This is a genomic window from Nocardia yamanashiensis, from assembly GCF_021183565.1.
GTDB classification, from domain to species: domain Bacteria; phylum Actinomycetota; class Actinomycetes; order Mycobacteriales; family Mycobacteriaceae; genus Nocardia; species Nocardia yamanashiensis.
In genome coordinates this window covers 7,425,382-7,449,249 of sequence record NZ_CP089226.1, presented here as the reverse complement: position 1 = coordinate 7,449,249, position 23,868 = coordinate 7,425,382, and the positions used below count along the sequence as shown (strand labels likewise).

Here is a 23,868-nt window from a genome sequence, read left to right as displayed (position 1 = left end):
GGGCCTTCCCTTTTCACGAACCGGATCAGTGGCTGCTGTTGCCACCGGTCGGCTGCTGCGCCTCGAGGGCGGTGAGCATGGCGTGCTCTTCCTCGTGGGCGAGCTCGACGTTCTTCTCCTGCTGCGCCGGGGGGTCGGCGAAGAGGAAGGAACCGGTGCCGGGCTTGCCGGCGGAGCCGAGCTTGGACATCTTCTTGGGCACCGGGGCGCCCTGGTATTCCAGCGGGATGGCGTGGCCGTGCGAGTCCACGCCGCCCAGGGGCTGGTGGATTTCGATGTACTCGCCGTGCGGGAGCCGCTTGATCACACCGGTTTCGACGCCGTGCTCGAGCACCGCGCGGTCCGACCGCTGCAGGCCGATGCAGAAGCGGTAGGCCACGAAGTAGGCGAGCGGCGGGGCGACCAGCAGGGCGATGCGGAAGAACCAGGTCGTCGCGTTCAGCGAGATCGAGAACTTCAGCGAGATGATGTCGTTGACACAGGCCAGCGTCAGCACCAGGTAGAACGCGATGGCCATGGCGCCGATGGCGGTGCGGACCGGCACGTCGCGCGGACGCTGCAGCAGGTTGTGGCGGGCGGTGTCGCCGGTGAGGCGCTTCTCGATCCACGGGTAGGCCACCAGCACGGTGAAGACCAAGCCCATGATCAAAGCGACCCAGAACGGCGCCGGGACCGTGTAGCGGCCCAGGTACAGCTCCCACGGCGGCATGAGACGCGCCATGCCGTCGGTCCACATCATGTAGAAGTCGGGCTGCGAACCCGCGGAGACCTGAGACGGGTTGTAGGGACCCAGGTTCCAGATCGGGTTGATCTGCAGCACGCCACCCATGATGGCGACGACGCCGAGGGTGAAGGCGAAGAACGCACCCTGATCGGCGGCGAACACCGGGATGATGCGGGCGCCGACGACGTTCTTCTCGGTGCGGCCCGGTCCGGGGAACTGCGTGTGCTTCTGGTACCAGACCAGCGCCACGTGGGCGGCGATCAGGGCCAGGATGATGCCCGGCAGCAGCAGCACGTGCGCGATGTACAGACGCGGGATGATGATGTGGCCCGGGAAGTCACCGGCGAAGATCAGCCAGTGCAGCCAGGTGCCGACCACCGGAACACCGATGGTGATGCCCGAGAACGCCGCGCGCAGACCGGTACCCGAGAGCAGGTCGTCCGGCAGCGAGTAACCGAAGAAGCCTTCGAACATCGCCAGGATGAGCAGCAGCGAGCCGATCACCCAGTTCGCCTCACGCGGCTTGCGGAACGCGCCGGTGAAGAAGATGCGGAACAGGTGGATGATGATCGACGCCGCGAACAGCAGCGCCGCCCAGTGGTGCACCTGGCGCACGAACAGACCGCCGCGCACCTCGAAGGAGATGTCGAGCGCGGTCTCGTAGGCCCGCGACATGGTGACACCGCGCAACGGCTGGTAAGCGCCGTTGTAGACGGTCTCCGACATGGACGGGTCGAAGTACAGCGTCAGGTACACACCCGACAGCAGCAGGATGATGAACGCGTACAGCGCGATCTCACCCAGCAGGAACGACCAGTGGGTCGGGAAGACCTTGTTGATCGAGCGCTTGGCGAACGCGGCCAGGTGGTAGCGCTCGTCCATTTCGTTCGCCTGGACGGCGGCTTTGCTCGGGCTCATGAACGACGCTCCCAGAAGGCCGGGCCGAGGGCTTCGATGAAGTCGTGGACGGCCACCAGGTAGCCCTCGGCATTGACGGTGATCGGCAGCTGCGGCAGCGCGCGGGCGGCGGGACCGAAGACCGGCTTACCCCATTCGGTCGCGGAGAACTGCGACTGGTGGCAGGGGCACAGGATCCGGTTGGTCTGCTGCTCGAACAGCGAGGTGGGGCAGCCGAGGTGGGTGCAGATCTTCGAGTAGGCGAAGTAGTCGCCGTAGTTGAAGCTCTCCTGGCCCTTGCGCTTGATGGCGTGCTCGGCGTCCTTGGTGCGCAAGCGGATCAGCATGACCGCGTTGCGGATACCGCGCAGCGACTCCAGGGTCGCGTGCTCGTTACCGCGCCATTCTTCCTTCCAGGGGAAGACGGTTTCCATGGCGCCGGCGTCCAGGTCCTCCGGGCGCACCAGGACGACGTCCTCGGGGCGGCCGGTGTCACGACGCAGGTAGATGGTCTGGCCCTCGTAGTCCGGGGTCCAGCCCGAGACCCACAGCGGCGACTTGTCGCCCTTGGCCCACGGGTTCTTGATCATGCCGCCGGCGAAGACGAACAGCGCGCCGATGCCGAACATGCCCGCGCCCAGGCCCGCGGTGCGGGTGATGAGCTTGCGGCGGCCCAGGGTGGAGGTGTCGGCCGCGTCCTGCAGCTGCGCCACCAGGGTGCGCCGGTTGACCTCGGAGGAGGCGCCGTCGTGGCGATCCTGCACGGAGATCTCGGCGGGGATGAAGTGCTTGCGGATGAGCACCACGGCGATGCCGATGGCCAGGATGGAGATACCCAGCGTCAGGCCGTACAGCGGAGTGGTCCACGTGTAGGCGGCATTGCCTTCGTCGTTGCGGCCCTTGTACTCCCAGGGCCAGAACAGGTAGACGCCGATGAGCGCCGCGCCCGCGAGCGCGGAGATGGCGAACCACAGCGCGACCTTGCGCTCGGCGCGCTTCTCGGCCTTGGTGCCGGGCACCGGCCAGCGCGGGGCGCGGTAGGCGACGTCGACGCCGTCCAGCTCGGTACCGAGCTTGACCAGCTCGTCGCGCGACATGGCGTCGAGCTGCTCATCGGTGGGTTCGGTGGGGTTGGCCCCCATGCTGTTTCGCTCCTGTTCGCTCATGACCGGGATCCGATCCACATCGCGGAACCGACCAGGGCCACGATGCCGATCAGCCACATGGCGAGACCTTCGGTGGCGGGACCGAAGCCACCCAGGCCCCAGCCGCCCTCGGACTTGGTCTCCATACGGTCCTTGATGTACGCGACGATGTCCTTCTTCTCCTCCGGCGTCAGCTGCCGGTCGGAGAACTTCGGCATGTTCTGCGGGCCGGTCAGCATCGCGAGGTAGATCTGCTGCTCGGAGGCTTCCTCCAGCGGCGGCGCGTACTTGCCGGAGGACAGCGCGCCGCCCTTGCCGGTGAAGTTGTGGCAGGAGGCGCAGTTCATGCGGAACAGCTCGCCACCGCGGCCGAGGTCGGCGCCTTCGATGATCGACTCCTGGGCGATCTCGCCGTTGGCGTCGCGCAGCACGGTCGGGCCGCCACCGTTGGCCTGGATGTAGGCACCCAGGGCGTCGGTCTGGCGGGCATCGAACTTCGGGGGCTTGCGCTCGATCTGAGCCTCGTTGCGCGCGGCCGGCATACGGCCGGAGGAGACCTGGAAGTAGACCGCGGCCTCACCGACGCCGATCAGGCTGGGGCCGCGATCCTGGACGCCCTGCAGGTTGACACCGTGGCAGGTGACGCAGGAGGTGTCGTAGATCTGCTTGCCCTCGCGGATCAGCGCGGACTGGTCCTCGTGCGCGGTTGCGACCTGCGCCTGCGGGGTCAGGGCCGCGGCCGCGAAGCCGGCTCCGACGAGGCCCATCAGAAGAACCAGACCGCCGGCCAGCTTGCGCCGCATACGACGCTGCTTCCGGGTCTTGGTGGCCTCGCCGTTCCCTTCGCTGGGATCTGGCGCTGACGGGGGAGATGAACTCATCTGTGTCCCTTTGGAGTAGACGGAACCGACTTGTACAAAAAGTGTTGGTGCCGACGGCGGGGGCTGGCTGCCGTCGAAGCGCTGCGCCCGGGGTTAGCGGACGAAGTAGATCGTGGCGAAGAGCCCGATCCAGACGATGTCGACGAAGTGCCAGTAGTAGGACACGACGATGGCCGCGGTGGCCTGCGCCGGGGTGAACTTACTGAGCGTGGTGCGGATCAGCAGGAACACGAACGCGATGAGACCGCCGATCACGTGCAGGCCGTGGAAGCCGGTGGTGATGTAGAACACCGAGCCGTACACGGAGCTGGAGATCGAGGTGCCCTCGGCGACCAGGTGGTAGTACTCGTAGCCCTGGCCACCGACGAAGAACGCACCCATGATCAGCGTGATCAGGTACCAGCGACGCAGACCGAAGACGTCGCCCTTCTCCGCCGCGAACACGCCCATCTGGCAGGTGAAGGACGAAGCGACCAGGACGGCGGTCACCGGCACGGCGAGCTTCAGGTTCAGCTCGGTCGGCTCCGGCGGCCAGTTCCCGTGGGCCTGAGCGCGGGCGACAAAGTACATGGCGAACAGGCCGGCGAAGAACATCAGCTCGCTCGACAGCCAGATGATGGTACCGACGCTGACCATGTTGGGCCGGTTCAGCGAATGCACACGCTGGGTAATGGCCGATCCTGGGGTCCCTACTGCGGTCGTCACGCCGGTAAGTATGACTTGTCGTAGTACGACAGGAGTAGGCGGGTACGAAACTTTGTCGTACGTGTCGGAAACCGCAGGGCGAGCGGGTCTCTCAACGACCGCTCGGCGTGTCACGACGCAGCCTAGATTGCCCAGGTAAGAGGAACCTGAGCCGGATTTCGAGGGAGTGTGAGCCGATGGCGTGGTGGCGCGGATTGTTCAAGCGCGGCGGGACAACGGAACTGGATGCCGGGCGTCCGGATCTGGTCGTGGTGGCGTCGAGTTTCGATGACGCGGAAGCGTGTTCGGCCGCCTTGGGGAAGGCCCTGAACTGGACTCCGGACCAACCGGTCGTTCTCCGGCATCACCTGCGCATACCCACGGTGCGGGTGAATGAGGTGCAGATCATCGCGGGGCAGCTCGGCTATGACACCGGGTCGGTCGACGAGTCGGATCCGGCCAAGCTGGTGTTGCAGCGCGTGCAGGTGCTCGATGCCCTGCACTGTTCGCAGGAGCGCTCCCGGATGGCCGCCATCGCCCAGCGGCACGAGGGCGACGTGCTCGGCTGGGACGCCCTGCAACCGGCGGGTCGCGAACCAGGCGTAAAGAATTAGGCCCGTCGCACTAGGCTTGCGGCAACAACACCCGGAAGGCAGAGCAATGAGCGCGCGCAGCTGGCGAGAAATCCTCGGCATCCTCACCGACGGCAATGATCTGTCCGAGGACGAGGCCGCGTGGGCCATGAACGAGATCTTCACCGACAGCGCCACCTCCGCGCAGATCGCGGCGTTCGGCGTGGCCATGAAGATGAAGGGCCCGACCCCCGCCGAACTGGGCGGACTGGCTTCCGGCATGCTCTCGCACGCGCGCCGCGTGCGGGTCGAAACTCCGGCCGTGGATATCGTCGGCACCGGCGGCGACCGCTCCGGCACCGTGAACATCTCCACCATGTCCTCGATCGTGGTGGCGGCCACCGGGATTCCCGTGGTCAAGCACGGCAACCGCGCGGCTTCCTCCAAGAGCGGCGGCGCGGATGTATTGGAAGCGCTGGGCGTGAAGATCGCCCTCGGCCCGGAATCGGTGGCCGAATGCGTGCGCCAGGTCGGCATCGGCTTCTGTTTCGCGCCCGTCTTCCATCCCTCGCTGCGTTTCGCCAGCCAGGCGCGCGGTGAGATCGGCATTCCGACCGTCTTCAATATTCTCGGGCCGCTGACCAATCCGGCCCAGCCGGGCGCGGGGCTGATCGGCTGCGCCTTCCCGGACCTGCTGCCGGTGATCGCGGGCGCGTTCGCCGATCGCGGGGCATCGGCGCTGGTGGTGCGGGGTAACGACGGCCTGGACGAGATCACCACCGCCGATACCACCGACGCCTGGGTGGTCGTGGGCGGCGAGCGCTCCGAAACCACCATCGACCCAACGCGACTCGGCATCGAGCGGGTGGCTCCGGAGGCCCTCAAGGGCGGCGACGCCTCCCTCAATGCGGTGATCGCCCGGAATATGCTGGCCGGCGACCGCGGGCCGGTCCGCGATGCGGTGCTGCTGAATTCGGCCGCCGCCGTGGTGGCGTACGAGCTGCCCGGCTCGGACCCTGCCGCCGATATCCATGACAAGCTGGCCGCGGCGCTGGAGCGGGTGGCCGCGGCCATCGACACCGGTGCGGCCGCGGCGCTGCTGGAGCGCTGGGTCGAGGTCACCAACAAGCTCGGCGACAACTGAGCGATCGGCGGCGACGGACCGGCCGGATTCCGGCCAGGTGTGTTGTTCCGCCTTGAAAAGCCTGGTAGCGGGCTACAGTTCGGCCTTATGCGAGCCGCCTTGTGGAAGCCCGGACTACGCGCCGGACTGATGGTGACCGGTGTGGTCGCGGCGGCGGCATTGCTGATCGCCGGGGTGCCCGCCGGGGCGCAGAGTTCGACGCATCCGGTCCGCCAGGCCGCCGAGGGCGGGACCGTGGTGGTGGACGGCGAGGACTATCCGGATCCGACCGGGTGCATGACGGTGCGCAAGGTGCCCCGGCGCCTGTCGGTCACCAACAACACCGGCAAAGCGGTCCGGGTGTATCTGCTGCCCGGTTGCAAGGGCGGCGTCACCAATGTGGTGGATCCGGGGCACAGCGCGAATCCGCTCGGGGCCTCGTTCCAGCCGGAGTAACCGGCTATTCGCCGATGGAGAAACCGGCTTCCACGTCGGCGCGCGAGTAGGACTTGAACGCGATGTGGGTGTCGGTGCGAATCACGCCCGGCGTCTTGTTGATCCGGCCGGTCACCACCTCGGCGATCTGCTCGTGGTCGCGCACCCGGACCTTGGCGATCAGGTCGACGTCGCCCGCGCACGAGAAGACCTCGGCCACGCCGTCGATATCGGCCACCGCCTGCGCGGTCTCCGGGATGGCGGCGGACTCGGCGTGAATCAGGACGATGGCAGTAATCATGGGGCCAACTCTAGGGGATTGACCCGGTCCGCCACTGTTGACCCAGTCGGACAAATCGGATCTTGATTTTGTGAAATGGCCTACCCACCCGGCCGTTTCACGCCATCATGGACCGAAATGTGAACCGGCTAGTGGTCACAATGTTGACTGCCCAGGGGGTCGCGATGTTCGCACAGCTCCGTTCATCCAAATCCGTCCGTCACCGCGCGTCCGCTTCGGCGCCGCGCACCCTCACGCTCGCCTCCCGGTCGGGCGTCTCGGGCCGGCATCGCCGGCGCGCGGCGGCCCGCATCAATCTGCCCAGCCTGCGCCCGGATTGGCAGAGCCTGCGCGCCGAGTGGCAGCTGCCCACCTGGCAGTGGCGGTCGGGCGCGGGACGCCATCGCAAGGCGGAGCCGAACTGGTTCCGGATCTATGCCGCCCGCGTGCTCGCCACCGGCGCCGCGGTCACCATGATCGGCACCGCCGCGGCCGTGCCCGCGCACGCCGACACCCAGCCCGACGCGGTCTCCGGCGTCACCAATGACGTACTCGCGACCATCAATTCGTTCACCACCTTCACCCTCCCGGGCCTGGATCTGCCCGCCCTCTTCTCCCCCGACACCGCCATCGTGGTGCTCGGCTACGGGCTCCAGGAAGACGGCGAGATGCGCCCCGAGCTCGTCAACCGCCTGCACGCGGGCTATGTCTCGGCCCTGCTCTCCCCCACCGCCCCGGTCATCGTCACCGGCGGCAATCCGCAGGCCGGCGTCACCGAGGCGCAGGCCATGGCCGATTGGCTGATCGAGCGCGGCATCGCCGCCTCCCGCATCTTCACCGAGACCAAGGCCAACTCCACCGTCCAGAACGCCGCCTTCTCAGCGGAGTTGATGAACGCCATCGGCGCGCACGCCGCCCTCCTCATCACCTCCGCGGACCATATCGGCCGCGCCCTCAACAACTTCCGCGCCGCCGGTATCGCCGTGGTCGCGACAATGACCCCCGACCGCACGCCCCTGAACGCCGAACCTTTCGGCCCGGGCGTCGTCAACTGGTAGCCGCCCATCCCCTCCGTCCTTCCGAGGTATCAGAGCACCTGGGCGATAACACTGTCCCGCAACCAGTTTCGGTAGCGATCGGCGGTCCAGGCGCGGCGGCGGCGTAGCAGCCGGAAGACGTGCGGGGAGCCGAGAGCGAACAGGATGTCGGCGGCGGTCTCGGGGTCGAGTCCTGCCCGCAGGGCGCCGCGCTCGGCGAGCTTGCCGGTGCAGGTGAGCCACAGGGCGCGGGTGGCGTTCGCGCCCGCTTCGTCGCCCGCGCGCATGGCGGGGTCGGCGGCGGCCGCATCCACGCCCACCATGATGAGATCGCCTGCGCGCTCGAACAATTCGGCTGTGTAGCCGGTCAGGCCGGTCAGGGCGGCGCGAGGGTCGGGGTCGTCGAGGGCTGCCAGGACTTCGGGGCGGTCGGCGACGGCGATCGGTTCCTCGTCGCCGACCGTGGCCACGTTCAGGGTGTGCTGGAAGAGATCCAGTTTGGTGGGGAACGCGTCGTAGAGGGTGCGTTCACCTACCCCGGCACGCTTCGCCACCTCGCGCAATGGCGTTGCCACATACCCCTTTTCGACGAACAGCTCGGTCGCCGCCCGGCGGATGGCGGCGCGGGTGGCCGCGGCGGTCTCGGCGCGTTTGGCGGCGCGATACGGCCTCTTGACTGCGTCGGTCATGGAGAGGATTCTATCAATATCCGCCGCAGTGCCACTGCGGTGAAATCAGGAGAAGGTGATCCCGATGCCCGAAGTCGCCGGCATTCATCACGTCAAGCTCCCGGTCACCGACATGCCGCGGTCGGTGCGCTGGTATCGCGAGGTCTTCGATTTCCGCCCGGAGTACGAGTTCCGCGATGCCGACGGCTCGGTGGGCGGCGTCGCGGGCTCGGTGCCCGGGCTCGGCCCGACCGAGCTGTGCCTGCGGGTGAACGAGGTCGCGGCGCGCGGCTGCAAGGGTTTCGCCCCGGTGAGCTTCGCCGCCCGGGACCGTGCGGACCTCGAGGGGTGGGCCGCACGGCTGGACGAGCTGGGCGTCGCGCATTCGCCGATCATCGAGGCGTCCATCGGCTGGCTGCTGGTGTTCAACGACCCGGACGGTCTGGAACTGCACCTCTACACCTGGGCCGCGCACGGCATCGACCAGTCGGGCCGGGCCGGCTACGGGACGCCCATCGCCGACCCGGACTCCTGGCAGCCGTGACTCAGGCCAGGTAGCGGGCGATGCTCTCGGCCACGCAGGCCGGTTTCGATTCGCCCTCGATCTCGACGGTGACGGTGCGGACGGCTTGCACGCCGCCGGGGATGTCGGTGACGGAATCGAGGGTGAAGCGCGCCCGGATGCGCGAGTCGACCTGCACCGGGGTGATGAAGCGAACCTTGTTGAGCCCGTAGTTGATCGCCATGCTCGCGCAGCTGAAGGTCATCACCTGCGCGGTCAGCGGCACCACCAGCGACAGCGTCAGGAATCCGTGCGCGATGGTGCGCCCGTACGGTCCCGCCGCCGCCCGCTCGGCGTCCACGTGAATCCACTGATGGTCGTCGGTGGCATCGGCGAAGGTGTCGATGCGCTTCTGGTCCACCGTGATCCAGTCGCTGACGCCGATCTCGGTGCCCGCCGCCGCCCGCAGCTGATCGAAGCTCTCGAAGTCGATCATGAGTACCGCTCCTTCAATTCTCGCTTGAGGACCTTGTGCGCCGGGCCGAGCGGCAGTTCGGTGACGAACTCGACGCGGCGCGGGTACTTGTACCGTGCCACATGCTCTTTCGCGAAGTCGACGACTTCCTCGGCGCGCAGCGGTCCCGACGGCACCACCACCGCCAGGATCTCCTCGCCGTAGTTCTCGTCCGGTACGCCGATCACCGCCACCTGGGCGATGTTCGGATGCCGCAGCAGCGCCGCCTCGACCTCGGTCGGGTACACGTTGAAGCCGCCGCGAATGATCATTTCCTTTATCCGGTCGACGATCCGCAGATACCCGTCGGCGTCCTTGATGCCGAGGTCGCCGGTGCGGAACCAGCCGTCGGTCATGACTTCGGCGGTGGCTTCGGGTTTTCCGGTGTAGCCGCCGAACACATTGTGCCCGCGCACCACCACCTCGCCGACGGTGTCCACCGGCAGCAGTGCGATGGCGTCGCGCACCGCCGGATCGGCGATCTCGACATCCACGCCCCACACCGGATGGCCCACCGTGCCCGCCTTGGGGCCGAGTTCCGGCTGGTTCACCGAGGCGGTCGGCGAGGTCTCGGACAGGCCGTAGCCTTCCAGGATGTACGCGCCGTAGACGCGCTCGAATTCCTCCAGCACCGACGGCGGCAGCGCCGCGCCGCCGCTGATGCACAGTTTCAGCTTCGGCAGCGTCTCGGCCGCACGCGCGGCTTCCAGCAGCCCGAGGTACATGGTCGGCACCCCGTGGAAGGTATTGACCCCTTCGGCGTTCATCAGCCGGATCGCTTCCGCCGCATCGAATCTCGGCAGCAGCACCAGCGTCGCCCCGACCCGCCAGTGCGAGTTCATCGACACGGTCTGACCGAACACGTGGAACAGCGGCAATGCCCCCAGCGCGATATCGTCCCGGTGTACTTCATTGGCGTCGAAGGCGTTCACGGTGGCGCACATGACCATATTGAGATGGCTCAGCTCCGCGCCCTTGGGCCGCCCGGTGGTGCCGCTGGTGTAGAACACCACCGCGGTGTCGAGCGGTCCGCGCGTGACGAAGGCCGGAATCGGTTCCGCCGTCAGCTCTTTCGGGTTCACGCACGGAATCCCCACGCGCGCCGCCGCTTCCGTGCCGACCGCGGTCACCATCTCATGGCAGACCAGCAGTTTCGCCCCGCTGTCGCGCAGCACGTATTCGGCTTCGTCGGCGGTGAGCAGCAGATGCACCGGCACCACGGTCGCGCCCGCCGCCAGGATCGCGAAGTAGGCGCGCGGGAAGTCGGCGGTATTGGGTCCCATGAGCGCGACCCGATCCCCGGGCCGCACCCCGAGTTCGATGAGCGCCGCGGCCTGTTCGCGTGCCTGCCGCCACAGCTGCGCGAAGGTGATCCGTTGCGCCCCTTCGATGAGCGCGAGGTGGTCGGGCCGCCGGCGCGCCGGTTCGGCGAGAATGCTGGCCAGGGAGAGAGTCGCGGTCATGAGAACTCCTTCGTTCCGAGCGCCTAGAGGCCCATGTCCTTGGCGATGATCATCTTCATCACCTCGTTGGTGCCGCCGTAGATGCGATTGACCCGGTTGTCGGCGTACAGGCGGGCGATCGGGTACTCGTTGATGAACCCGTAGCCGCCGTGCAGCTGCAGGCAGCGGTCGATGACGCGGGCGGCGACCTCGGAGCAGAACAGCTTGGCCGAGGCGGCGTCGGCGGGGGTCAGCGTGCCGGCGTCCAGGGCCTCCAGGGCGCGATCCACCACGGCTTCGGCGGCGTCCGTCTCGGCCTGGCAGGCGGCGAGCTCGAACTTGGAGTTCTGGAAGGACGCGACCGGCTGCCCGAACACATTGCGCTGCCGGGTGTATTCCTTGGCGAACCGGATGGCCGCCGTGGCCTGCGCGTACGCGCCGACCGCGATGGACAGCCGCTCCTGCGGCAGGTTCTGGCCCAGGTAGGAGAAGCCCTTGTGCTCCTCGCCGAGCAGGTCCTCGACCGGCACCTTCACATCGGTGAAGTTGAGTTCGGCGGTGTCGGAGGTCTTGAGGCCGAGCTTGTCGAGCTTGCGGCCGACGGTGTAGCCGGGGGACTTGGTGTCCACCACGAACAGCGAGATGCCGTGGCGGCGGTCGCTTTCCGACGGTGCGGCGGTGCGGGCGCACACGATGACGCGGTCGGCGTGCACGCCGCCGGTGATGAAGGTCTTGGACCCGTTCAGCAGGTAGTGCGTGCCGTCCTCGGAAAGCTTTGCGGTGGTGCGCATTCCGGCGAGGTCGGAGCCGGTGCCGGGTTCGGTCATGGCGATGGCGAACATGATCTCGCCTGCCGCGAAGCCGGGCAGCCAGCGCTGCTTCTGCTCCTGGGTGGCCAGGTGTTTGATGTAGGGCAGGCACAGCCCGACGTGCACGCCGGAGCCGCCGAAGGACACGCCCGCACGGGCGGTCTCCTCCATCAGAATGGCCTGGAACTTGAAGGATTCGATGCCCGCGCCGCCGAACTCCTCCGGCACCTCGATGCCGAAGACGCCGAGTTCGGCCAGCTTGTAATAGAACTCGCGCGGCACGATGCCCGCCGCGTACCACTCGTCGTAGACGGGGACCACTTCCGCTTCGATGAACGCGCGCACCGTCTTGCGGAAGGCGTCGTGATCGGCGTCGAAAACTGTTCTCTGCATGGGTGAACCAACTCTCAGTGCGCCCGCGCGCCGATCTAGCGACGCGCGGGGTGGGTCTTGGACCGGAGGCGTCAGAGCCGGCGTCCGCCGTCGACGTAAATGGTCTGGCCGGTCACGAACGACGCGTCGTCGGAGACCAAGAACGAAACAACGTTCGCGATGTCCTCCGGCTTGCCGACCCGGCGCAGCGGGGTGATCTTGGCGGCTTCCTCGCGGAACTGCTCCGGGGTCGCGCCGACACGAGCAGCCGTCGCATCGGTCATCTCGGTGACGATGAACCCCGGCGCGACCGCGTTCACATTGATCCCGAACGGCCCCAATTCCATTGCGAGCGTGCGGGTCAGCCCCTGAATCCCCATTTTGGCGGCGCTGTAGTTGGCCTGCCCGCGAGCGCCCAGCGCCGACACGCTGGAGGTGTTCACGATCTTGCCCGACTTCTGCTTCACCATGTGCCGCTGCGCCGCCCGCGAGCACAGGAACGCGCCCTTGAGATGCACGCCCATCACGATGTCCCAGTCCTCGACCGACATCTTGAACAGCAGGTTGTCGCGCAGCACGCCCGCATTGTTGACCAGCACGTCGAGGGAACCCAGCTGCGCCACCACGCCGTCGACGGCCGCGTCCACCTGCGCCTCGTCGGTCACATTGCAGGCCACCGCGATCGCCTTGCCGCCGTCGGCCTCGATCTTGGCCACCGCGTCCGCGCAGGCGGCCGGATCCAGATCGGCGATGGCGACGGTGAACCCGTCGGCGGCCAGCCGGGCGGCGGTGGCCGCGCCGATCCCGCGCGCCGCACCGGTCACGAAGGCAACTTTCGACATTCGATTCTCCTTGTCCGAGAGGGGTTTCAGAGGAAGGCGTTGACGCCGGTGAGGGCGCGGCCGATGAGCAGTTTCTGGATCTGGCTGGTGCCCTCGTACAGGGTCAGCACGCGCGCGTCGCGCAGGTATTTGGCGGCCGGGAACTCGTCGATGTACCCGTACCCGCCGAAGACCTGAATGGCATTGTTGGCGGCCTTGACCGCCGCTTCGCTCGCGAACAGCTTCGCCACCGAGGCTTCGGTGCCGAACGGTTTGCCGCGCTCCACCAGATCGGCCACCCGCCAGGTGAGCAGCCGCGCCGCCTCCACATCGACGGCGATATCGGCGAGCAGCTCCTGAACCAGCTGATAGGAGGCGATGGGCTTGCCGAACTGCTCGCGCTCCTGAGCGTATTTCACCGCGGCTTCCAGGCAGCCCCTGGCGACGCCGACGCAGCCGGCCGCGACGCCCATGCGGCCCTTGTCCAGCGCGGCCATGGCGATCTTGAAGCCCTGGCCCTCGGCGCCCAGCCGGGCGCTGTCGGGGACGCGGACGTTGTCCAGCACGAGTTCGGCGGTCGCCTGTCCGCGCAGCCCGAGCTTGCCCTTGATCTCGGTGCGGGTGAAGCCGGGTGCGTCGGTGGGGACCAGGTAGGCGGTGACTCCCTTCGGACCCGGCCCGCCGCTGCGCGCGAACACGATCGCGACATCGGCCCAGGTGCCGTTGGTGATGAAGATCTTGGTGCCGGAGAGCAGCCAATCATCGCCGTCCCGAACGGCTTTGGCGGTCAGATTGCCGGCGTCGGATCCGGTGCCGGGTTCGGTCAGCGCGAAGCAGCCCAGCGCCTCGCCGGCGCACAGCCGGGGCAGCCATTGCCGCTTCTGTTCCTCGGTGCCGTAGGTCTTGATCGACTTGCCGACCAGTCCCAGCGAGACCGAGACGATGCCGCGCACCGAGGAGTCGCCGCGCCCGAGCTCTTCCAGCAGCAGGCAGTAGTCGGTGGCGGTGCCGCCCGAACCGCCGTACTCCTCGGGAATCTCGATGCCGAGGAACCCCATCTCCCCCAGCTTGCCGACGATGGCGGTGTCCACCGATTCGGCCCGATCCCATGCCGCGGCGAACGGAACCACCTCTTTGTCCACCCAGGCGCGCGCGAGGTCGCGCAGCTCGCGCTGGGATTCGCCGAGTTCGAAGTCCATGAGCGAATGCTCCTTAACCAAACGTTGTTAGGTTTATGTGACCCACGCTATCCTAACGCTGTTCGGTTTATCAAGGACGAGGTGATAACTTCACCGGGACAGGCGAGGGAGGTGCCATGGCCAGGCCGAAAGTGCCGCTGCTGAGCCGTGATCGCATACGCGACGCGGCGGTCGAACTCATCGACCGGGACGGGCTGGCAGAGCTGTCCATGCGCAAGCTGGCCACCGAACTGGGCGTGCAGGCGGCCTCGCTGTACGGCCACTACCCGACCAAGGACGATCTGTACGACGAGATCGCCGGGGCCATCATGGCGACCGTCGACACCTCGGGTTTCGAGTCCGGCGATTGGCGCGCCGGGCTCATGTCCTGGGCCCGGTCCTATCGCGACGCCCTGGTCGCCCACCCCAATTTCGTGCCGTACCTGGCCACCGGCCCCGGCAAGCGCGAAGAGAACCTGCGCCACGCCGACGCGGTGCACGGCGGGCTGGTCGGCGCGGGCTGGCCGCCCCGCGAGGCGACCATGATCGGCGCCGCCACCCGCTACCTGGTCATGGGCGCGACCATCGGCTCGTTCTCGCGCGGCTTCGTCGATGACGTACAGGTCTACCGCGACCGCTACCCACACCTCGAGCAGGCGCATCTACTACGCGCCAAAGCCGACGAAATCGATTCGGAGAGTTTCGAACTCGCACTCACCGCGTTCGTGGACGGCCTGTCGCTGCGCTTCGAGCCGTTCTCGAAGAAGAAGCGCCGCAAGTAGTCCCGCTACTGCGCGGGAAAGCCGTGGAGCTCGGCAAACCCGTCGGTTAGGATAGGCTTACTTACCTATCGAAGGGAGCCGTGTGCGCGTCGTCATCTTGTTCGGAACCGAAATGGGCACCGCCGAAACCGTCGCCGATTGCATCGCCGACGAACTCTCGGGCTGCGATGTGTCGATCTACGACATGATGGATTTCGACCCCGCGGATCTGACCGCGGAAGAACTCCTGGTGGTCGTCTGCTCCACCTACGGCGACGGCGACCTGCCCACCGGCGCAGAGCCTTTCTTCGACACCCTGGACGCCACCCGCCCCGATCTCACCGGCCTGCGCTTCGCGGTCTTCGGGCTCGGCGACAGCGTGTACGGCGACACCTTCAATCGCGGCGGCGAGATCGCGGCCGAGAAGCTCACCGAACGCGGCGCGATCCAGATCGGCGAACACGCCCGTCACGACGGTTCCAGCGAAGTGAAGCCGAAGGACATGGCCCGCGAATGGGCTGCGGCCCTGCCGATCCCGGTCACGCAGGCGGGCTGAGGTAGCCGCCGATCAAGGCCGCGCCCGGCCCCCCGCGACCACCCGGGCCGGGCAGGTATTCCACAGCCTCCGCGGCCAGGGACTCCCCGCAGTGCGCGCAGCTGACCGCCGCCGCCGTGACGTGCGCGCAGTCGTGATGGCGCACCAGCAACGGCGGCCCGTCCGCCCCCGCCTCCCACCGGTCGCCCCACGCCATCAATGCCAGTAGCGCCGGCACCAGATCCCGCCCCTTCCCGGTGAGCCGGTACTCGAACCGATCCGGCTGCGTCGCATACCGATCCCGTTGCAGCACACCGGCATCCACCAGCCGCTGCAACCGATCGCTGAGCACGTTGGTGGCCACCCCGAGATCCCGCTGCAACTCGTCGAACCGATGCAGCCCCACCGCCACGTCCCGCACCACGAGCAGCGCCCACGGATCCCCCACGATGGCCGCCGACCGCGCGATCGAGCACGCGATCGCCCCGAAGTCCGTCCGAGCCACGGCACACCCTTCCCTAGAGTCCCTTGCTAGAAGCAAGTCAGCAGGTTAACGTCATTATATGTACCACGCTATCGTGCGTTACCTGGTCCGGAAAACCTGGCGTCGCGCCGGCGCGGGCGATTTCGACGCCGCCGTCGGCATGGCCGCCCCGGACGTCCACTTCCGCTTCCTCGGCGACACCCCGCTCGGCGCGGACCTGCACGGCCGCGACGCCTTCCGCGCCTGGTTCGGCACCTTCGAACAACACCTCCCCGGCATCCGCCTCGAACTCGAAGACGTCGTAGCGGGCGGCTGGCCCTGGAACACCACCGTCGCCGCCCGCCTGCGAGTAACCGGCACCCTCGCCGACGGAACCCCCTACCGCAACACCGCGATCCAATGGCTCACCCTGCGCTGGGGCCGCCTCACCGAAGACCTCGTCCTCGAGGACACCCTCGCCCTCGACACCGCCCTCCGCCGCCAGCAGGCCGCCCTCGCGCACTAACCGCAACCCGCGAAACACGAGAGCCCCGAACCGGAATCGGCTCGGGGCTCACGTGGGTGACTGATTACTTCAGGCGGAGGCTGCCGAAGAGGCCTTCCTTCTCGTCCTCCGGGCCCGCGGTGAAGTAGAGGGCGTTGGCGTCGCCGAGGCTTTCGCCGTTGCCGAACATCAGGCCCCACAGGCCGCCGATCTCGACCGGCTGGCTGACGGTGTTGCGCAGGTAATCGACGAATTCGCCGGTCTTGTCGTCGAGGACGACGATGCGGCCGGCGCCGCCGAAGTTGCCGACCAGGAGCTTGCCGGAGAGCGGGCCGAAGTTGTCGGGGGCCACCACGACGCCCCAGGGGGCGTTGAAGCGGTCGGCGCCGTCGAGGGTGCGGACCAGTTTGCCGGTGGCGTCGAATTCGGCGATCTTGCCCTTGCCGGGCTTGAACTTGGCTTCCTTCTCGGCGGCCGCGTCGAGCGAATCCTCTTCGCCCGCATCGATCTTCGACGGATCTTCCTCGCCGGGCTTGGTGGCGGCGTAGGAGACGAAGACGCGCTGGCCCAGCGTGGTCACGTTCCAGGGGGCCGGATCGCCGGGCTTGACCTTCTTGCCCTTCGAGGCGTCGGCGGCGTCGATCGCGTCACCGGTGGCGAAGGGGTTGGCGAAACCGGTGGTGGGCACCAGCTTCCAGTTCTTGTCGAAGGTGCGGATCTGCGAGTTCTCGCCGAAATCGGCGGCGAGGAGCTTGTCACCGGACGGAGTGAGGGCGATGCCGAAGAACTGCATCTTCTGGTCCGAGCCGTCGAACATGAGCGGCGCGGGGCCGTCGTGACGCACGATCGAACCGCCCGCGCCCTGCTCGGTCCACGCGGAGATCTTGCCGGAGTCGGTGGCGAAGATGAAACGCGCCGAACCGGTGAGCTTCTCGTCCTTGCCGTCGTAGCTGACCGGCTGATCCTTCACCACGAACAGATCCGAGGTGATGGGCGCGCCGTTGAACACCACGCCGGTGGTCTTGCCGATGCTCTTGTCCGAGGTGTCGGAATCCGCGCCGGGCACGGTGACCAGCTTCAGCGGATCCTGGAACAGCTTCTGCAGCTTGGGATCCGGCGAGGCGGTGACATCGCCGACGAATTGGAAGGAGTAACCGCCGCCGCCGACCCAGAAGTGGCCGCCGGCGCCCTTGGGGCGATCCGCGATGCCCCAGGCGTTCACCATGTCGGGGAAGGTGAACTGGGCCTTGTACTTGTCGGCATTGGCCGCCAGATTGGTCTGCGCGTAGGTATTGCCGTCGATGGCCTTCACCTCGTCGGTGTCCGACGAGGTGCTGCTGCACGCAGCGGCGACCATCAGCGCCGCGCCGAGTGCCGTCGCGCGCAGAGCGTTCTTGCGCAGCGACGGCATCCCGTTCCAGCGTCCGTTCATTGCCTTGGTCCTTCCAACTCAACGCCCACGATGGCGTTAGGTGATGCTAACCATAGCTGGAAGGATTTTCGGTCGGGTCAGGACACCCGGAATTCCGCCTTGACCTGGTCTTCGGTCAGTCCGTAATCGGCCAGGGAATACGTGTGGCTCGGTTTGCGGTCGCCGGATTTACTCTCCTCGTCCAGCGCCGTCATGGCCTGCCGCGCGGGCTCGTCGAAGGTCAATCCGAACGCGGAGTAGATGCGCTCGACCGTGCCCAGCGGATCCGCCCGCAGATCCTCGAACTGGATGTCCAGGAACTGGTCCGGGTTGTACTTGGCCCGCGCCGTATCGAACTCGCGCAGCCCCCGCGACCACAGTTCCAGCTGGGTCTCCCCGATCCGTTCCCGGGTGAACCCGGTGGACCAGCCGCGAGCGGCGTGCTCGGACAGACTGCACGAGGACCCGACGATGGTCACCGGATCGCGATGGGTCTGGATGATCAGCGCGTCCGGGTACACCTCCATCAGCGCGTCGAGGGCGAACAGATGGCTCGGGTTCTTCAGCACCCAGCGCCGCTGATCACCCAGCCCGATGAGCTGCAGGTTCTTCTTGTGCCGCGCATAGGCATTGGTCCAATCCTGCTTGCGCAGCCACTGCGAGTAGGTCGGCAGATAGGCCAGCGATTCGTAGGAGATGGATTTGGCCGTCTGCCGCAGCAGCTGCCAGCACTCCTCCACATCGGCGGCGCTCATGTAGTGCACGCCCATGAAGTCCGGGTTCTCCACCCGATGCTGCGCGAATCCGGCGTCGATGCCCTGGTACACCGGATTGCTCGCCCAGCTCTCGCGCGGCGGGCGCGGCTGCGGGAATTCCGCCAGCCACATTTCGAGGGCCTGATGCTGCGGGTCGGCCGCGAGCAGCCGGTGCAACGCGGTGGTGCCGGTGCGCGGCAGCCCGGTCACGAAAATCGGCCGGGCTACCGAGGTTTCGGCATAGCCCGGGTTGGCCTTCCAGGACGCTTCGCTGAGCGCGCGGGCGACCAGCGCCCCGCGCAGGAAGTACCGGCTCATCTTCGAGCCGAGCTCGGTGAGCTCGGCGTCGCGCTGATAGGACTCGAGCAGCACGCTCAAACCCTCGAGGTGATCATCGGACCCGAAGTCGTCGAGCCCGGTGAGCTTGGTGGCCGAGGCGTGCAGATCCTCGACGGTGCCGACGTTGGTACGCCCGCTCATGCGTTCTCCTTAAACGTGGTACTCGCCGCAGTTGACGTCGAGGGTCTGCCCGGTGATGGCATTGGCCCACGGCGACGCCAGGAAGATGACCGAGTTGGCGATCTCGTCGGGTTCGGGCAGTCGCTTGAGGTCGGATTTGGCGGCGGTGGTCTGGTACACCTGCTCGGCGGTGATGCCGTATTTCTTGGCGACCTCGCCGAAGTACCACTTGAGCTGATCGGTGTGAATGTAGCCGGGGGCGACGGTATTGACGCGAATCCCCTTCTCCCCCAGCTCGGTCGCCAGGGTCTGCGACATGGCCAGCAGCGCCGACTTGGCGACCTTGTAGCTGCCGTAGCGGGGTTCGGAGTGCCGCAGCACCGCCGAGTTCACCATCACCACAGCGCCTTTGGTCTCGGCGAGCGCGTCGGTGAACGCCTGCGTCATGCGCAGATTGCCGAGCACGGTCAGCTCCAGGCTGTCGGTGATCTGCTTGAAGTCGGTGCGCGCGAACGGCTTCATGGACGGCACCGCGAAGGCATTGTTGATGAGCGCGTCGACCCGCCCGAATTCGGCGAGGGTGCGTTCCACCAGGTTCCGCACGGCCGCGTCATCGGTGATGTCGGTGGGCACGCACAGCGTGGTGCCGCCCATGGCCTCGATCTCGGCGGCGACTTCCTTCAACCGCGATTCGGTGCGCGCGGCGAGCACGACCTTGGCGCCGGCAGCGGCGGCTTCCAGGCAGATCGAACGACCGAGACCGGGCCCGACGCCGCTCACCACGACGACCTTGTCGGCGAGCAGAGCGGTCCGCAGGCGCTGGTCCGGGGTTTCAGGGGCTTGCCCCTGAGAGGTACGAGAGTTGTCCTCACTCATCAGCCCAGCATCCTTTCAGCGAAAGCCCGCTGGCGGTCGGCGATGCGTGCGCGCCAAGCGGTTTCGTCGATCTTGTTTGTCTCGTAGTGGGGCAGTCGCTCGGCGACCTTGTCGAAAGGAACGAGTTCGATGGTGGGTCCATCGGCCTCGGTGATGGGCCGGGCCACCCGCTGCCAGCGGAACTGGAGGATGCCCAGCTTGCGACCGGTGGTCTCGATCCAGTTGGTGACGCCGGGATTACGCGCCGACACGACCAGGCGAATGTTCCCGTCCGGATCCACCTGCGACTGCGCGGAATTCAACGACGTCTGGTGGTTCACGTAATCCAGGGACGTGTACCAGCGGTTACCCAGCTGAAAACCCTGATACGGCGCATCGGATTTCGGCACGGTGATGATCAACGCCTGATCGTCGGCCAGCTCGTAATGCCCTACCGAGGAGTACTGCGTGCTCAACCCACCCGGGGTGAGCCGCGGCTCGGTCAGCGTATTCACCGGCAGGTTCAGATAGAACCACTTCGGGAAGTTGAACCAGGTGTGCACCCGCGTCAGCAGCATCCGCCCGGCCGCCCGATACCGCTTGCGCAGCTGCGCCGCATCGGCTTCCACCGGCGCGGTGCCGATGGTGTCGACCCGCTCGATCCGGATCCGCCCCTTGCGCTCGTTCGCCCAATCCCCGTAAACTTCGCGCACCGCGAGCATGGACGCCCCTTCGCCGAGCTGGAAGTAGTTCGGCTCCGGGTTCTCCTTGGGCGGCCCGAATCGCAGTGTGTAACTGCCGTCTTCGGCGATCTCCAGCCGGCGATCGTCGAACGCGTCCTCACCGCCCGGCACATCGGTGGCGGTGTAGTCGCCTTTGAGCACCTGGAAGCTGAGATCGACGGTGCTGCCGCGCACGCCGGTGAGCAGGTACTCCGCGCCCGGTTCGATATTCGCGTGGTAGTACAGCGTGTCCGGATTATCCAGGCCCATCTTGGTGTAAGGCCCGGTGGAGGTCACGAAGTACGGGTGCGAGGTCCCGTGCGCCCGCGACAGCTGCAGGACCGCGGCGATACTGCCCTGGAGGTAGTCGTATCCCTCCGCCAGGTCGTGTTCGTCACGGATGAAATCGGCTGCCGCGATGAGCTTTTCGGCTTCGGCGACGGCGGCCAGGAACGGCTCGGTGAGCGGTAGCTCGGCCTGTTCGATATTCGGCTGGTTCATCAGCTATCGGTGATCCCTAGTTCGGTGCGGATGAGTCGGGCGATTTCGGCCGGGGTCCCGGCCGACGGGGTGATGGTGAGCTCGGCGAATTCCGGTCGCTCGTACGGCGAGTCGATGCCGGTGAATTCGCGCAGTTCGCCCGCGCGGGCTTTCTTGTACAGCCCCTTGGGATCGCGCAGTTCGCATTCGTCCAGGGGAGTGTCGATGAATACCTCGCGGAACGGCAGGTGCTTCTCGTCGTGCAGCTTCCGGGCCTCGCGCCGCTGCGCCCGGAACGGGCTGATCAACGAGACGATGGCGATCATGCCCGCATCCGCGAACAGCGCCGCGACCTCGGCGACGCGGCGGATGTTCTCGCGCCGGTCGTCGTCGGTGAAGCCGAGGTTGCGGTTGAGCCCGTGCCGCAGATTGTCGCCGTCGAGCAGGTAGGCGGGCTGTCCGGCGGCGATCAGCTGCCGCTCCAATTCCACTGCGATGGTGGACTTCCCGGACCCGGACAGCCCGGTCATCCACACGGTCGCGCCGGTGCTCAACCGCTGCGTGCGATCGACGGCCGAGCGATGCCACACCACATTGGACGCCTTGTGCTCGACCTTCGGCGCACCGGTCGACCGCCCGGTGATCATGCCCGCCGCGACGGTCTGATTGGTGGCGTCGTCGACCAGGATGAAACTGCCGGTGGACCGATTGGCGCGATACGGATCGAACAGCAGCGGCTGCCGTGCCTTCAGGATCACGCGCCCGATATCGTTGAGCCCCAGCCGATCCGCGTCCGTCTGCCGGTGCAGGGTGTTGACGTCCAGGCGGTAGTCCAGCTCGCTCACCACGACCTTGGAGGTCTGCGCGGCCGTGCGAATCGAATAGGAATTGCCGGCCCGCAGCTCGGTGTCGTCGGAGAACCAGCACACCATGGCGTCCAGTTCCCGGTCCTGATGCGGCTGATTGCCGGGCCGCGCGAGCATATCCCCACGGCCGATATCGATTTCGTCGTCCAGGGTGAGCGAGACGGCCATCCCGGTGAAGGCCTCCTCCACCTTGCCGCCGCCCGGTCCCCAGATCTGGGCGACCTTGCTGGTGCGCCCGGACGGCAGCACCACCACATCGTCGCCCGGTTTGAAGATGCCGCCCGCGACGGTGCCCGCGTAACTGCGCTGCGAATCCCCGTGCGGCCGGATCACGTACTGCACCGGCAGCCGGGTGTCGATGAGGTTCCGGTCGGAGGCGACGTGCACTTCCTCCAGATGCCGCAGCAGCGGCGGGCCCGGATACCAGTCGCTCATGCGCTCGGAGGTGTCCACCACATTGTCGCCGAGCAGCGCCGACACCGGCACGAAACTCAGGTCGCCGACATCCAGCTTGGTGGCGAAATCGGCGAATTCCGAACGGATCTCCTCGAACCGCTGTTCGGAGTAGTCGACGAGATCCATCTTGTTCACGCACAGCACCAGGTGGCCCACGCCCAGCAGCGAGGACAGGAAGGCGTGCCGGCGGGTCTGCTCGGAGACGCCTTTGCGCGCGTCGACCAGGATGAGCGCCAGGTCCGCGGTGGAGGCGCCGGTCACCATGTTCCGGGTGTACTGCACGTGCCCCGGGGTGTCGGCGATGATGAATTTCCTACGCGGCGTGGCGAAATAGCGGTACGCGACATCGATGGTGATGCCCTGCTCCCGCTCGGCCCGCAGCCCGTCCGTGACCAGCGACAGGTCCGGCTGCCCGGCCCCGCGCGCCACGCTCGCCTTCTCGATCGCGTCGAGCTGATCGCTGAACAGCGCCTTGGAATCGAACAGCAGCCGCCCGATGAGCGTCGACTTGCCGTCGTCCACGCTGCCCGCGGTCGCGAGGCGTAAAAGGTTGCGGCGCATCAGAAGTAGCCCTCTCGCTTGCGATCCTCCATGCCGGAGTCGGAGATGCGGTCGTCGGCGCGCGTCGCGCCGCGTTCGGTGAGGCGGGTGACGGCGGTTTCGGCGATCACCTCGGCCGGGGTGGCGGCGGTGGATTCCACGCAGCCGGTGCAGGTGGCGTCGCCGACGGTGCGGAAACGCACGGTGGTCTCGAACGGCTTCTCGTCCGCGCCGACGGTCAGGAAGCGATTGTCCGCCAACAGCATTCCGTCACGTTCCAGGACGGTGCGGCGGTGCGCGTAGTACAGCGAAGGCAGCTGCACGCCGGCTTGATCGATGTACTCCCAGATGTCCAGCTCGGTCCAGTTGGAGAGCGGGAAGACCCGGATGTGCTCGCCCTTGGCGTGCCGGCCGTTGTAGAGGTTCCACACCTCGGGGCGCTGCGCGCGCGGATCCCAGCTGCCGTATTCGTCCCGGAAGCTGAACACCCGCTCCTTGGCGCGCGCCTTCTCCTCGTCACGGCGCGCCCCGCCGAACACGGCGTCGAAGCGGTGTTCCTTGATGGTGCGCAGCAAAGTGGTGGTCTGCAGGCGATTTCGGGTCTCGCCCGGCTTCTCCACCGCACGCCCGGCGTCGATGTCCTCCTGCACGCTGCCGATGAGCAATTGCGCGCCGAGTTCGGCGGCGGTGCGGTCCCGGAAGTCGATCACTTCGTCGAAATTGTGCCCGGTGTCGATGTGCAGCAACGGAAAAGGCAGCGGCGCGGGCCAGAACGCCCGCCGCGCCAGCTCCAGCATCACCGCCGAATCCTTGCCGCCGGAGAACAGCAGCACCGGCCGTTCGAAGGTGGCCGCCACCTCCCTGATGATGTGCACCGATTCCGCCTCCAGGGCGGACAGGTGCGACAACTCGTATCCCGCACGCATCAACGTCACTCACTCGCCGCGCCGATCCGCCCAACTTGCGTTGTCGAATA

The 23,868-nt window shown here is 67.2% G+C and carries 26 protein-coding genes; 8 read left to right on the top strand and 18 right to left on the bottom strand.

Annotated features, from left to right (window positions below; genetic code table 11):
* Positions 1–25 precede the first annotated feature (25 nt).
* The 4 genes from qcrB to ctaE all read right to left on the bottom strand — a co-directional run bounded on the left by qcrB (position 26) and on the right by ctaE (position 4,352).
* Positions 26–1,642 (bottom strand): cytochrome bc1 complex cytochrome b subunit, encoded by a 1,617-nt coding sequence (qcrB, locus tag LTV02_RS34275; RefSeq protein ID WP_233035743.1) that lies wholly within the window; start codon positions 1,640–1,642, stop codon positions 26–28.
* Entirely contained in the window at positions 1,639–2,787 is a 1,149-nt protein-coding gene (gene qcrA, locus LTV02_RS34270) for a cytochrome bc1 complex Rieske iron-sulfur subunit (RefSeq protein ID WP_233035742.1), read from the bottom strand. Before qcrA ends, qcrB begins: the two co-directional genes overlap by 4 nt.
* Positions 2,784–3,647, bottom strand: coding sequence for a cytochrome bc1 complex diheme cytochrome c subunit (gene qcrC, locus LTV02_RS34265; protein WP_067717452.1), 864 nt, complete (start codon positions 3,645–3,647; stop codon positions 2,784–2,786). Before qcrC ends, qcrA begins: the two co-directional genes overlap by 4 nt.
* Before the next feature lie 93 nt (positions 3,648–3,740).
* Complete coding sequence (gene ctaE / locus LTV02_RS34260) at positions 3,741–4,352, bottom strand: aa3-type cytochrome oxidase subunit III (RefSeq protein WP_067717455.1); 612 nt, start codon at positions 4,350–4,352, stop codon at positions 3,741–3,743.
* A gap of 176 nt (positions 4,353–4,528) precedes the next feature.
* Between ctaE and LTV02_RS34255 the strand changes: the two genes are divergently transcribed.
* From LTV02_RS34255 to LTV02_RS34245, 3 genes are all read left to right on the top strand, one after another.
* Positions 4,529–4,945 carry a hypothetical protein gene (locus tag LTV02_RS34255; RefSeq protein WP_233035741.1) on the top strand — a complete coding sequence of 139 codons (417 nt, stop codon included), beginning with the start codon at positions 4,529–4,531 and terminating at the stop codon, positions 4,943–4,945.
* 46 nt (positions 4,946–4,991) lie between these two features.
* Positions 4,992–6,047 (top strand): anthranilate phosphoribosyltransferase, encoded by a 1,056-nt coding sequence (gene trpD, locus LTV02_RS34250; protein ID WP_233035740.1) that lies wholly within the window; start codon positions 4,992–4,994, stop codon positions 6,045–6,047.
* An 87-nt stretch (positions 6,048–6,134) separates the two neighbouring features.
* A complete protein-coding gene (locus LTV02_RS34245; RefSeq protein ID WP_233035739.1) occupies positions 6,135–6,482 on the top strand; it encodes a hypothetical protein in 348 nt (115 codons plus the stop codon).
* 4 nt (positions 6,483–6,486) lie between these two features.
* Here the strand turns inward: LTV02_RS34245 and LTV02_RS34240 are convergent, their stop codons facing one another.
* Complete coding sequence (locus tag LTV02_RS34240; protein WP_067717463.1) at positions 6,487–6,762, bottom strand: Lrp/AsnC family transcriptional regulator; 276 nt, start codon at positions 6,760–6,762, stop codon at positions 6,487–6,489.
* Between the two features lie 164 nt (positions 6,763–6,926).
* Between LTV02_RS34240 and LTV02_RS34235 the strand changes: the two genes are divergently transcribed.
* Positions 6,927–7,799, top strand: a complete 873-nt coding sequence (locus tag LTV02_RS34235; RefSeq protein WP_233035738.1) for a YdcF family protein — start codon at positions 6,927–6,929, stop codon at positions 7,797–7,799.
* 29 nt (positions 7,800–7,828) lie between these two features.
* Here LTV02_RS34235 and LTV02_RS34230 read toward each other — a convergent pair whose 3' ends face one another.
* The gene (locus LTV02_RS34230; RefSeq protein WP_233035737.1) at positions 7,829–8,467 is read right to left on the bottom strand and encodes a TetR/AcrR family transcriptional regulator; all 639 of its coding nucleotides are present in this window, start codon (positions 8,465–8,467) and stop codon (positions 7,829–7,831) included.
* 64 nt (positions 8,468–8,531) lie between these two features.
* Between LTV02_RS34230 and LTV02_RS34225 the strand changes: the two genes are divergently transcribed.
* Entirely contained in the window at positions 8,532–8,990 is a 459-nt protein-coding gene (locus LTV02_RS34225) for a VOC family protein (RefSeq protein WP_233035736.1), read from the top strand.
* Position 8,991: 1 nt separating this feature from the next.
* On the opposite strand, the gene LTV02_RS34220 is transcribed toward LTV02_RS34225, so the two are convergent.
* From LTV02_RS34220 to LTV02_RS34200, 5 genes are all read right to left on the bottom strand, one after another.
* On the bottom strand, positions 8,992–9,444 hold the full coding sequence (locus tag LTV02_RS34220) for a MaoC family dehydratase (protein ID WP_233035735.1): 453 nt from the start codon (positions 9,442–9,444) through the stop codon (positions 8,992–8,994).
* Positions 9,441–10,925 (bottom strand): long-chain-fatty-acid--CoA ligase, encoded by a 1,485-nt coding sequence (locus LTV02_RS34215; protein WP_233035734.1) that lies wholly within the window; start codon positions 10,923–10,925, stop codon positions 9,441–9,443. Before LTV02_RS34215 ends, LTV02_RS34220 begins: the two co-directional genes overlap by 4 nt.
* Positions 10,926–10,948: 23 nt before the next feature.
* The gene (locus tag LTV02_RS34210) at positions 10,949–12,106 is read right to left on the bottom strand and encodes an acyl-CoA dehydrogenase family protein (protein ID WP_233035733.1); all 1,158 of its coding nucleotides are present in this window, start codon (positions 12,104–12,106) and stop codon (positions 10,949–10,951) included.
* Between the two features lie 71 nt (positions 12,107–12,177).
* Positions 12,178–12,927, bottom strand: a complete 750-nt coding sequence (locus LTV02_RS34205) for an SDR family NAD(P)-dependent oxidoreductase (RefSeq protein ID WP_067717478.1) — start codon at positions 12,925–12,927, stop codon at positions 12,178–12,180.
* 26 nt (positions 12,928–12,953) lie between these two features.
* Positions 12,954–14,105, bottom strand: coding sequence for an acyl-CoA dehydrogenase family protein (locus LTV02_RS34200; RefSeq protein WP_067717481.1), 1,152 nt, complete (start codon positions 14,103–14,105; stop codon positions 12,954–12,956).
* Positions 14,106–14,221: 116 nt separating this feature from the next.
* Between LTV02_RS34200 and LTV02_RS34195 the strand changes: the two genes are divergently transcribed.
* Together LTV02_RS34195 and LTV02_RS34190 are read left to right on the top strand one after the other, a co-directional pair.
* A complete protein-coding gene (locus LTV02_RS34195) occupies positions 14,222–14,866 on the top strand; it encodes a TetR/AcrR family transcriptional regulator (RefSeq protein WP_067717484.1) in 645 nt (214 codons plus the stop codon).
* An 82-nt stretch (positions 14,867–14,948) separates the two neighbouring features.
* Positions 14,949–15,401: a flavodoxin domain-containing protein gene (locus LTV02_RS34190; protein WP_233035732.1), complete on the top strand. Its 453-nt coding sequence runs from the start codon at positions 14,949–14,951 to the stop codon at positions 15,399–15,401.
* Here LTV02_RS34190 and LTV02_RS34185 read toward each other — a convergent pair.
* Positions 15,385–15,885: a winged helix-turn-helix transcriptional regulator gene (locus LTV02_RS34185; RefSeq protein WP_233035731.1), complete on the bottom strand. Its 501-nt coding sequence runs from the start codon at positions 15,883–15,885 to the stop codon at positions 15,385–15,387. The genes LTV02_RS34190 and LTV02_RS34185 overlap by 17 nt on opposite strands.
* Before the next feature lie 58 nt (positions 15,886–15,943).
* On the opposite strand from LTV02_RS34185, the gene LTV02_RS34180 reads away from it, so the two are divergent.
* Positions 15,944–16,369 (top strand): nuclear transport factor 2 family protein, encoded by a 426-nt coding sequence (locus tag LTV02_RS34180; protein WP_233035730.1) that lies wholly within the window; start codon positions 15,944–15,946, stop codon positions 16,367–16,369.
* 64 nt (positions 16,370–16,433) lie between these two features.
* Here the strand turns inward: LTV02_RS34180 and LTV02_RS34175 are convergent, their stop codons facing one another.
* The 6 genes from LTV02_RS34175 to cysD all read right to left on the bottom strand — a co-directional run bounded on the left by LTV02_RS34175 (position 16,434) and on the right by cysD (position 23,818).
* On the bottom strand, positions 16,434–17,780 hold the full coding sequence (locus tag LTV02_RS34175) for a TIGR03118 family protein (RefSeq protein WP_408639300.1): 1,347 nt from the start codon (positions 17,778–17,780) through the stop codon (positions 16,434–16,436).
* Between the two features lie 77 nt (positions 17,781–17,857).
* Positions 17,858–18,994 carry a sulfotransferase family protein gene (locus LTV02_RS34170; protein WP_233035729.1) on the bottom strand — a complete coding sequence of 379 codons (1,137 nt, stop codon included), beginning with the start codon at positions 18,992–18,994 and terminating at the stop codon, positions 17,858–17,860.
* Between the two features lie 9 nt (positions 18,995–19,003).
* The gene (locus LTV02_RS34165) at positions 19,004–19,849 is read right to left on the bottom strand and encodes an SDR family oxidoreductase (RefSeq protein ID WP_233035728.1); all 846 of its coding nucleotides are present in this window, start codon (positions 19,847–19,849) and stop codon (positions 19,004–19,006) included.
* Positions 19,849–21,051 (bottom strand): hypothetical protein, encoded by a 1,203-nt coding sequence (locus tag LTV02_RS34160; protein ID WP_233035727.1) that lies wholly within the window; start codon positions 21,049–21,051, stop codon positions 19,849–19,851. Before LTV02_RS34160 ends, LTV02_RS34165 begins: the two co-directional genes overlap by 1 nt.
* Positions 21,051–22,913, bottom strand: coding sequence for an adenylyl-sulfate kinase (gene cysC / locus LTV02_RS34155; RefSeq protein WP_233035726.1), 1,863 nt, complete (start codon positions 22,911–22,913; stop codon positions 21,051–21,053). Before cysC ends, LTV02_RS34160 begins: the two co-directional genes overlap by 1 nt.
* A complete protein-coding gene (gene cysD, locus LTV02_RS34150) occupies positions 22,913–23,818 on the bottom strand; it encodes a sulfate adenylyltransferase subunit CysD (RefSeq protein ID WP_233041815.1) in 906 nt (301 codons plus the stop codon). Before cysD ends, cysC begins: the two co-directional genes overlap by 1 nt.
* Positions 23,819–23,868: the final 50 nt, after the last annotated feature.

Excerpts from the sequence above, each read along its gene's own strand:
- qcrB (WP_233035743.1), bottom strand. The coding sequence starts at position 1,642 with ATGAGCCCGAGCAAAGCCGCCGTCCAGGCGAACGAAATGGACGAGCGC.
- LTV02_RS34230 (WP_233035737.1), bottom strand. The coding sequence starts at position 8,467 with ATGACCGACGCAGTCAAGAGGCCGTATCGCGCCGCCAAACGCGCCGAG.
- LTV02_RS34240 (WP_067717463.1), bottom strand. The coding sequence starts at position 6,762 with ATGATTACTGCCATCGTCCTGATTCACGCCGAGTCCGCCGCCATCCCG.
- LTV02_RS34215 (WP_233035734.1), bottom strand. The coding sequence starts at position 10,925 with ATGACCGCGACTCTCTCCCTGGCCAGCATTCTCGCCGAACCGGCGCGC.
- cysC (WP_233035726.1), bottom strand. The coding sequence starts at position 22,913 with ATGCGCCGCAACCTTTTACGCCTCGCGACCGCGGGCAGCGTGGACGAC.
- LTV02_RS34225 (WP_233035736.1), top strand. The coding sequence starts at position 8,532 with ATGCCCGAAGTCGCCGGCATTCATCACGTCAAGCTCCCGGTCACCGAC.
- LTV02_RS34205 (WP_067717478.1), bottom strand. The coding sequence starts at position 12,927 with ATGTCGAAAGTTGCCTTCGTGACCGGTGCGGCGCGCGGGATCGGCGCG.
- LTV02_RS34180 (WP_233035730.1), top strand. The coding sequence starts at position 15,944 with ATGTACCACGCTATCGTGCGTTACCTGGTCCGGAAAACCTGGCGTCGC.
- qcrC (WP_067717452.1), bottom strand. The coding sequence starts at position 3,647 with ATGAGTTCATCTCCCCCGTCAGCGCCAGATCCCAGCGAAGGGAACGGC.
- LTV02_RS34220 (WP_233035735.1), bottom strand. The coding sequence starts at position 9,444 with ATGATCGACTTCGAGAGCTTCGATCAGCTGCGGGCGGCGGCGGGCACC.
- LTV02_RS34195 (WP_067717484.1), top strand. The coding sequence starts at position 14,222 with ATGGCCAGGCCGAAAGTGCCGCTGCTGAGCCGTGATCGCATACGCGAC.
- trpD (WP_233035740.1), top strand. The coding sequence starts at position 4,992 with ATGAGCGCGCGCAGCTGGCGAGAAATCCTCGGCATCCTCACCGACGGC.
- cysD (WP_233041815.1), bottom strand. The coding sequence starts at position 23,818 with ATGCGTGCGGGATACGAGTTGTCGCACCTGTCCGCCCTGGAGGCGGAA.
- qcrA (WP_233035742.1), bottom strand. The coding sequence starts at position 2,787 with ATGAGCGAACAGGAGCGAAACAGCATGGGGGCCAACCCCACCGAACCC.
- LTV02_RS34165 (WP_233035728.1), bottom strand. The coding sequence starts at position 19,849 with ATGAGTGAGGACAACTCTCGTACCTCTCAGGGGCAAGCCCCTGAAACC.
- LTV02_RS34160 (WP_233035727.1), bottom strand. The coding sequence starts at position 21,051 with ATGAACCAGCCGAATATCGAACAGGCCGAGCTACCGCTCACCGAGCCG.
- LTV02_RS34170 (WP_233035729.1), bottom strand. The coding sequence starts at position 18,994 with ATGAGCGGGCGTACCAACGTCGGCACCGTCGAGGATCTGCACGCCTCG.
- LTV02_RS34235 (WP_233035738.1), top strand. The coding sequence starts at position 6,927 with ATGTTCGCACAGCTCCGTTCATCCAAATCCGTCCGTCACCGCGCGTCC.
- LTV02_RS34175 (WP_408639300.1), bottom strand. The coding sequence starts at position 17,780 with ATGAACGGACGCTGGAACGGGATGCCGTCGCTGCGCAAGAACGCTCTG.
- LTV02_RS34200 (WP_067717481.1), bottom strand. The coding sequence starts at position 14,105 with ATGGACTTCGAACTCGGCGAATCCCAGCGCGAGCTGCGCGACCTCGCG.
- LTV02_RS34255 (WP_233035741.1), top strand. The coding sequence starts at position 4,529 with ATGGCGTGGTGGCGCGGATTGTTCAAGCGCGGCGGGACAACGGAACTG.
- LTV02_RS34245 (WP_233035739.1), top strand. The coding sequence starts at position 6,135 with ATGCGAGCCGCCTTGTGGAAGCCCGGACTACGCGCCGGACTGATGGTG.
- LTV02_RS34210 (WP_233035733.1), bottom strand. The coding sequence starts at position 12,106 with ATGCAGAGAACAGTTTTCGACGCCGATCACGACGCCTTCCGCAAGACG.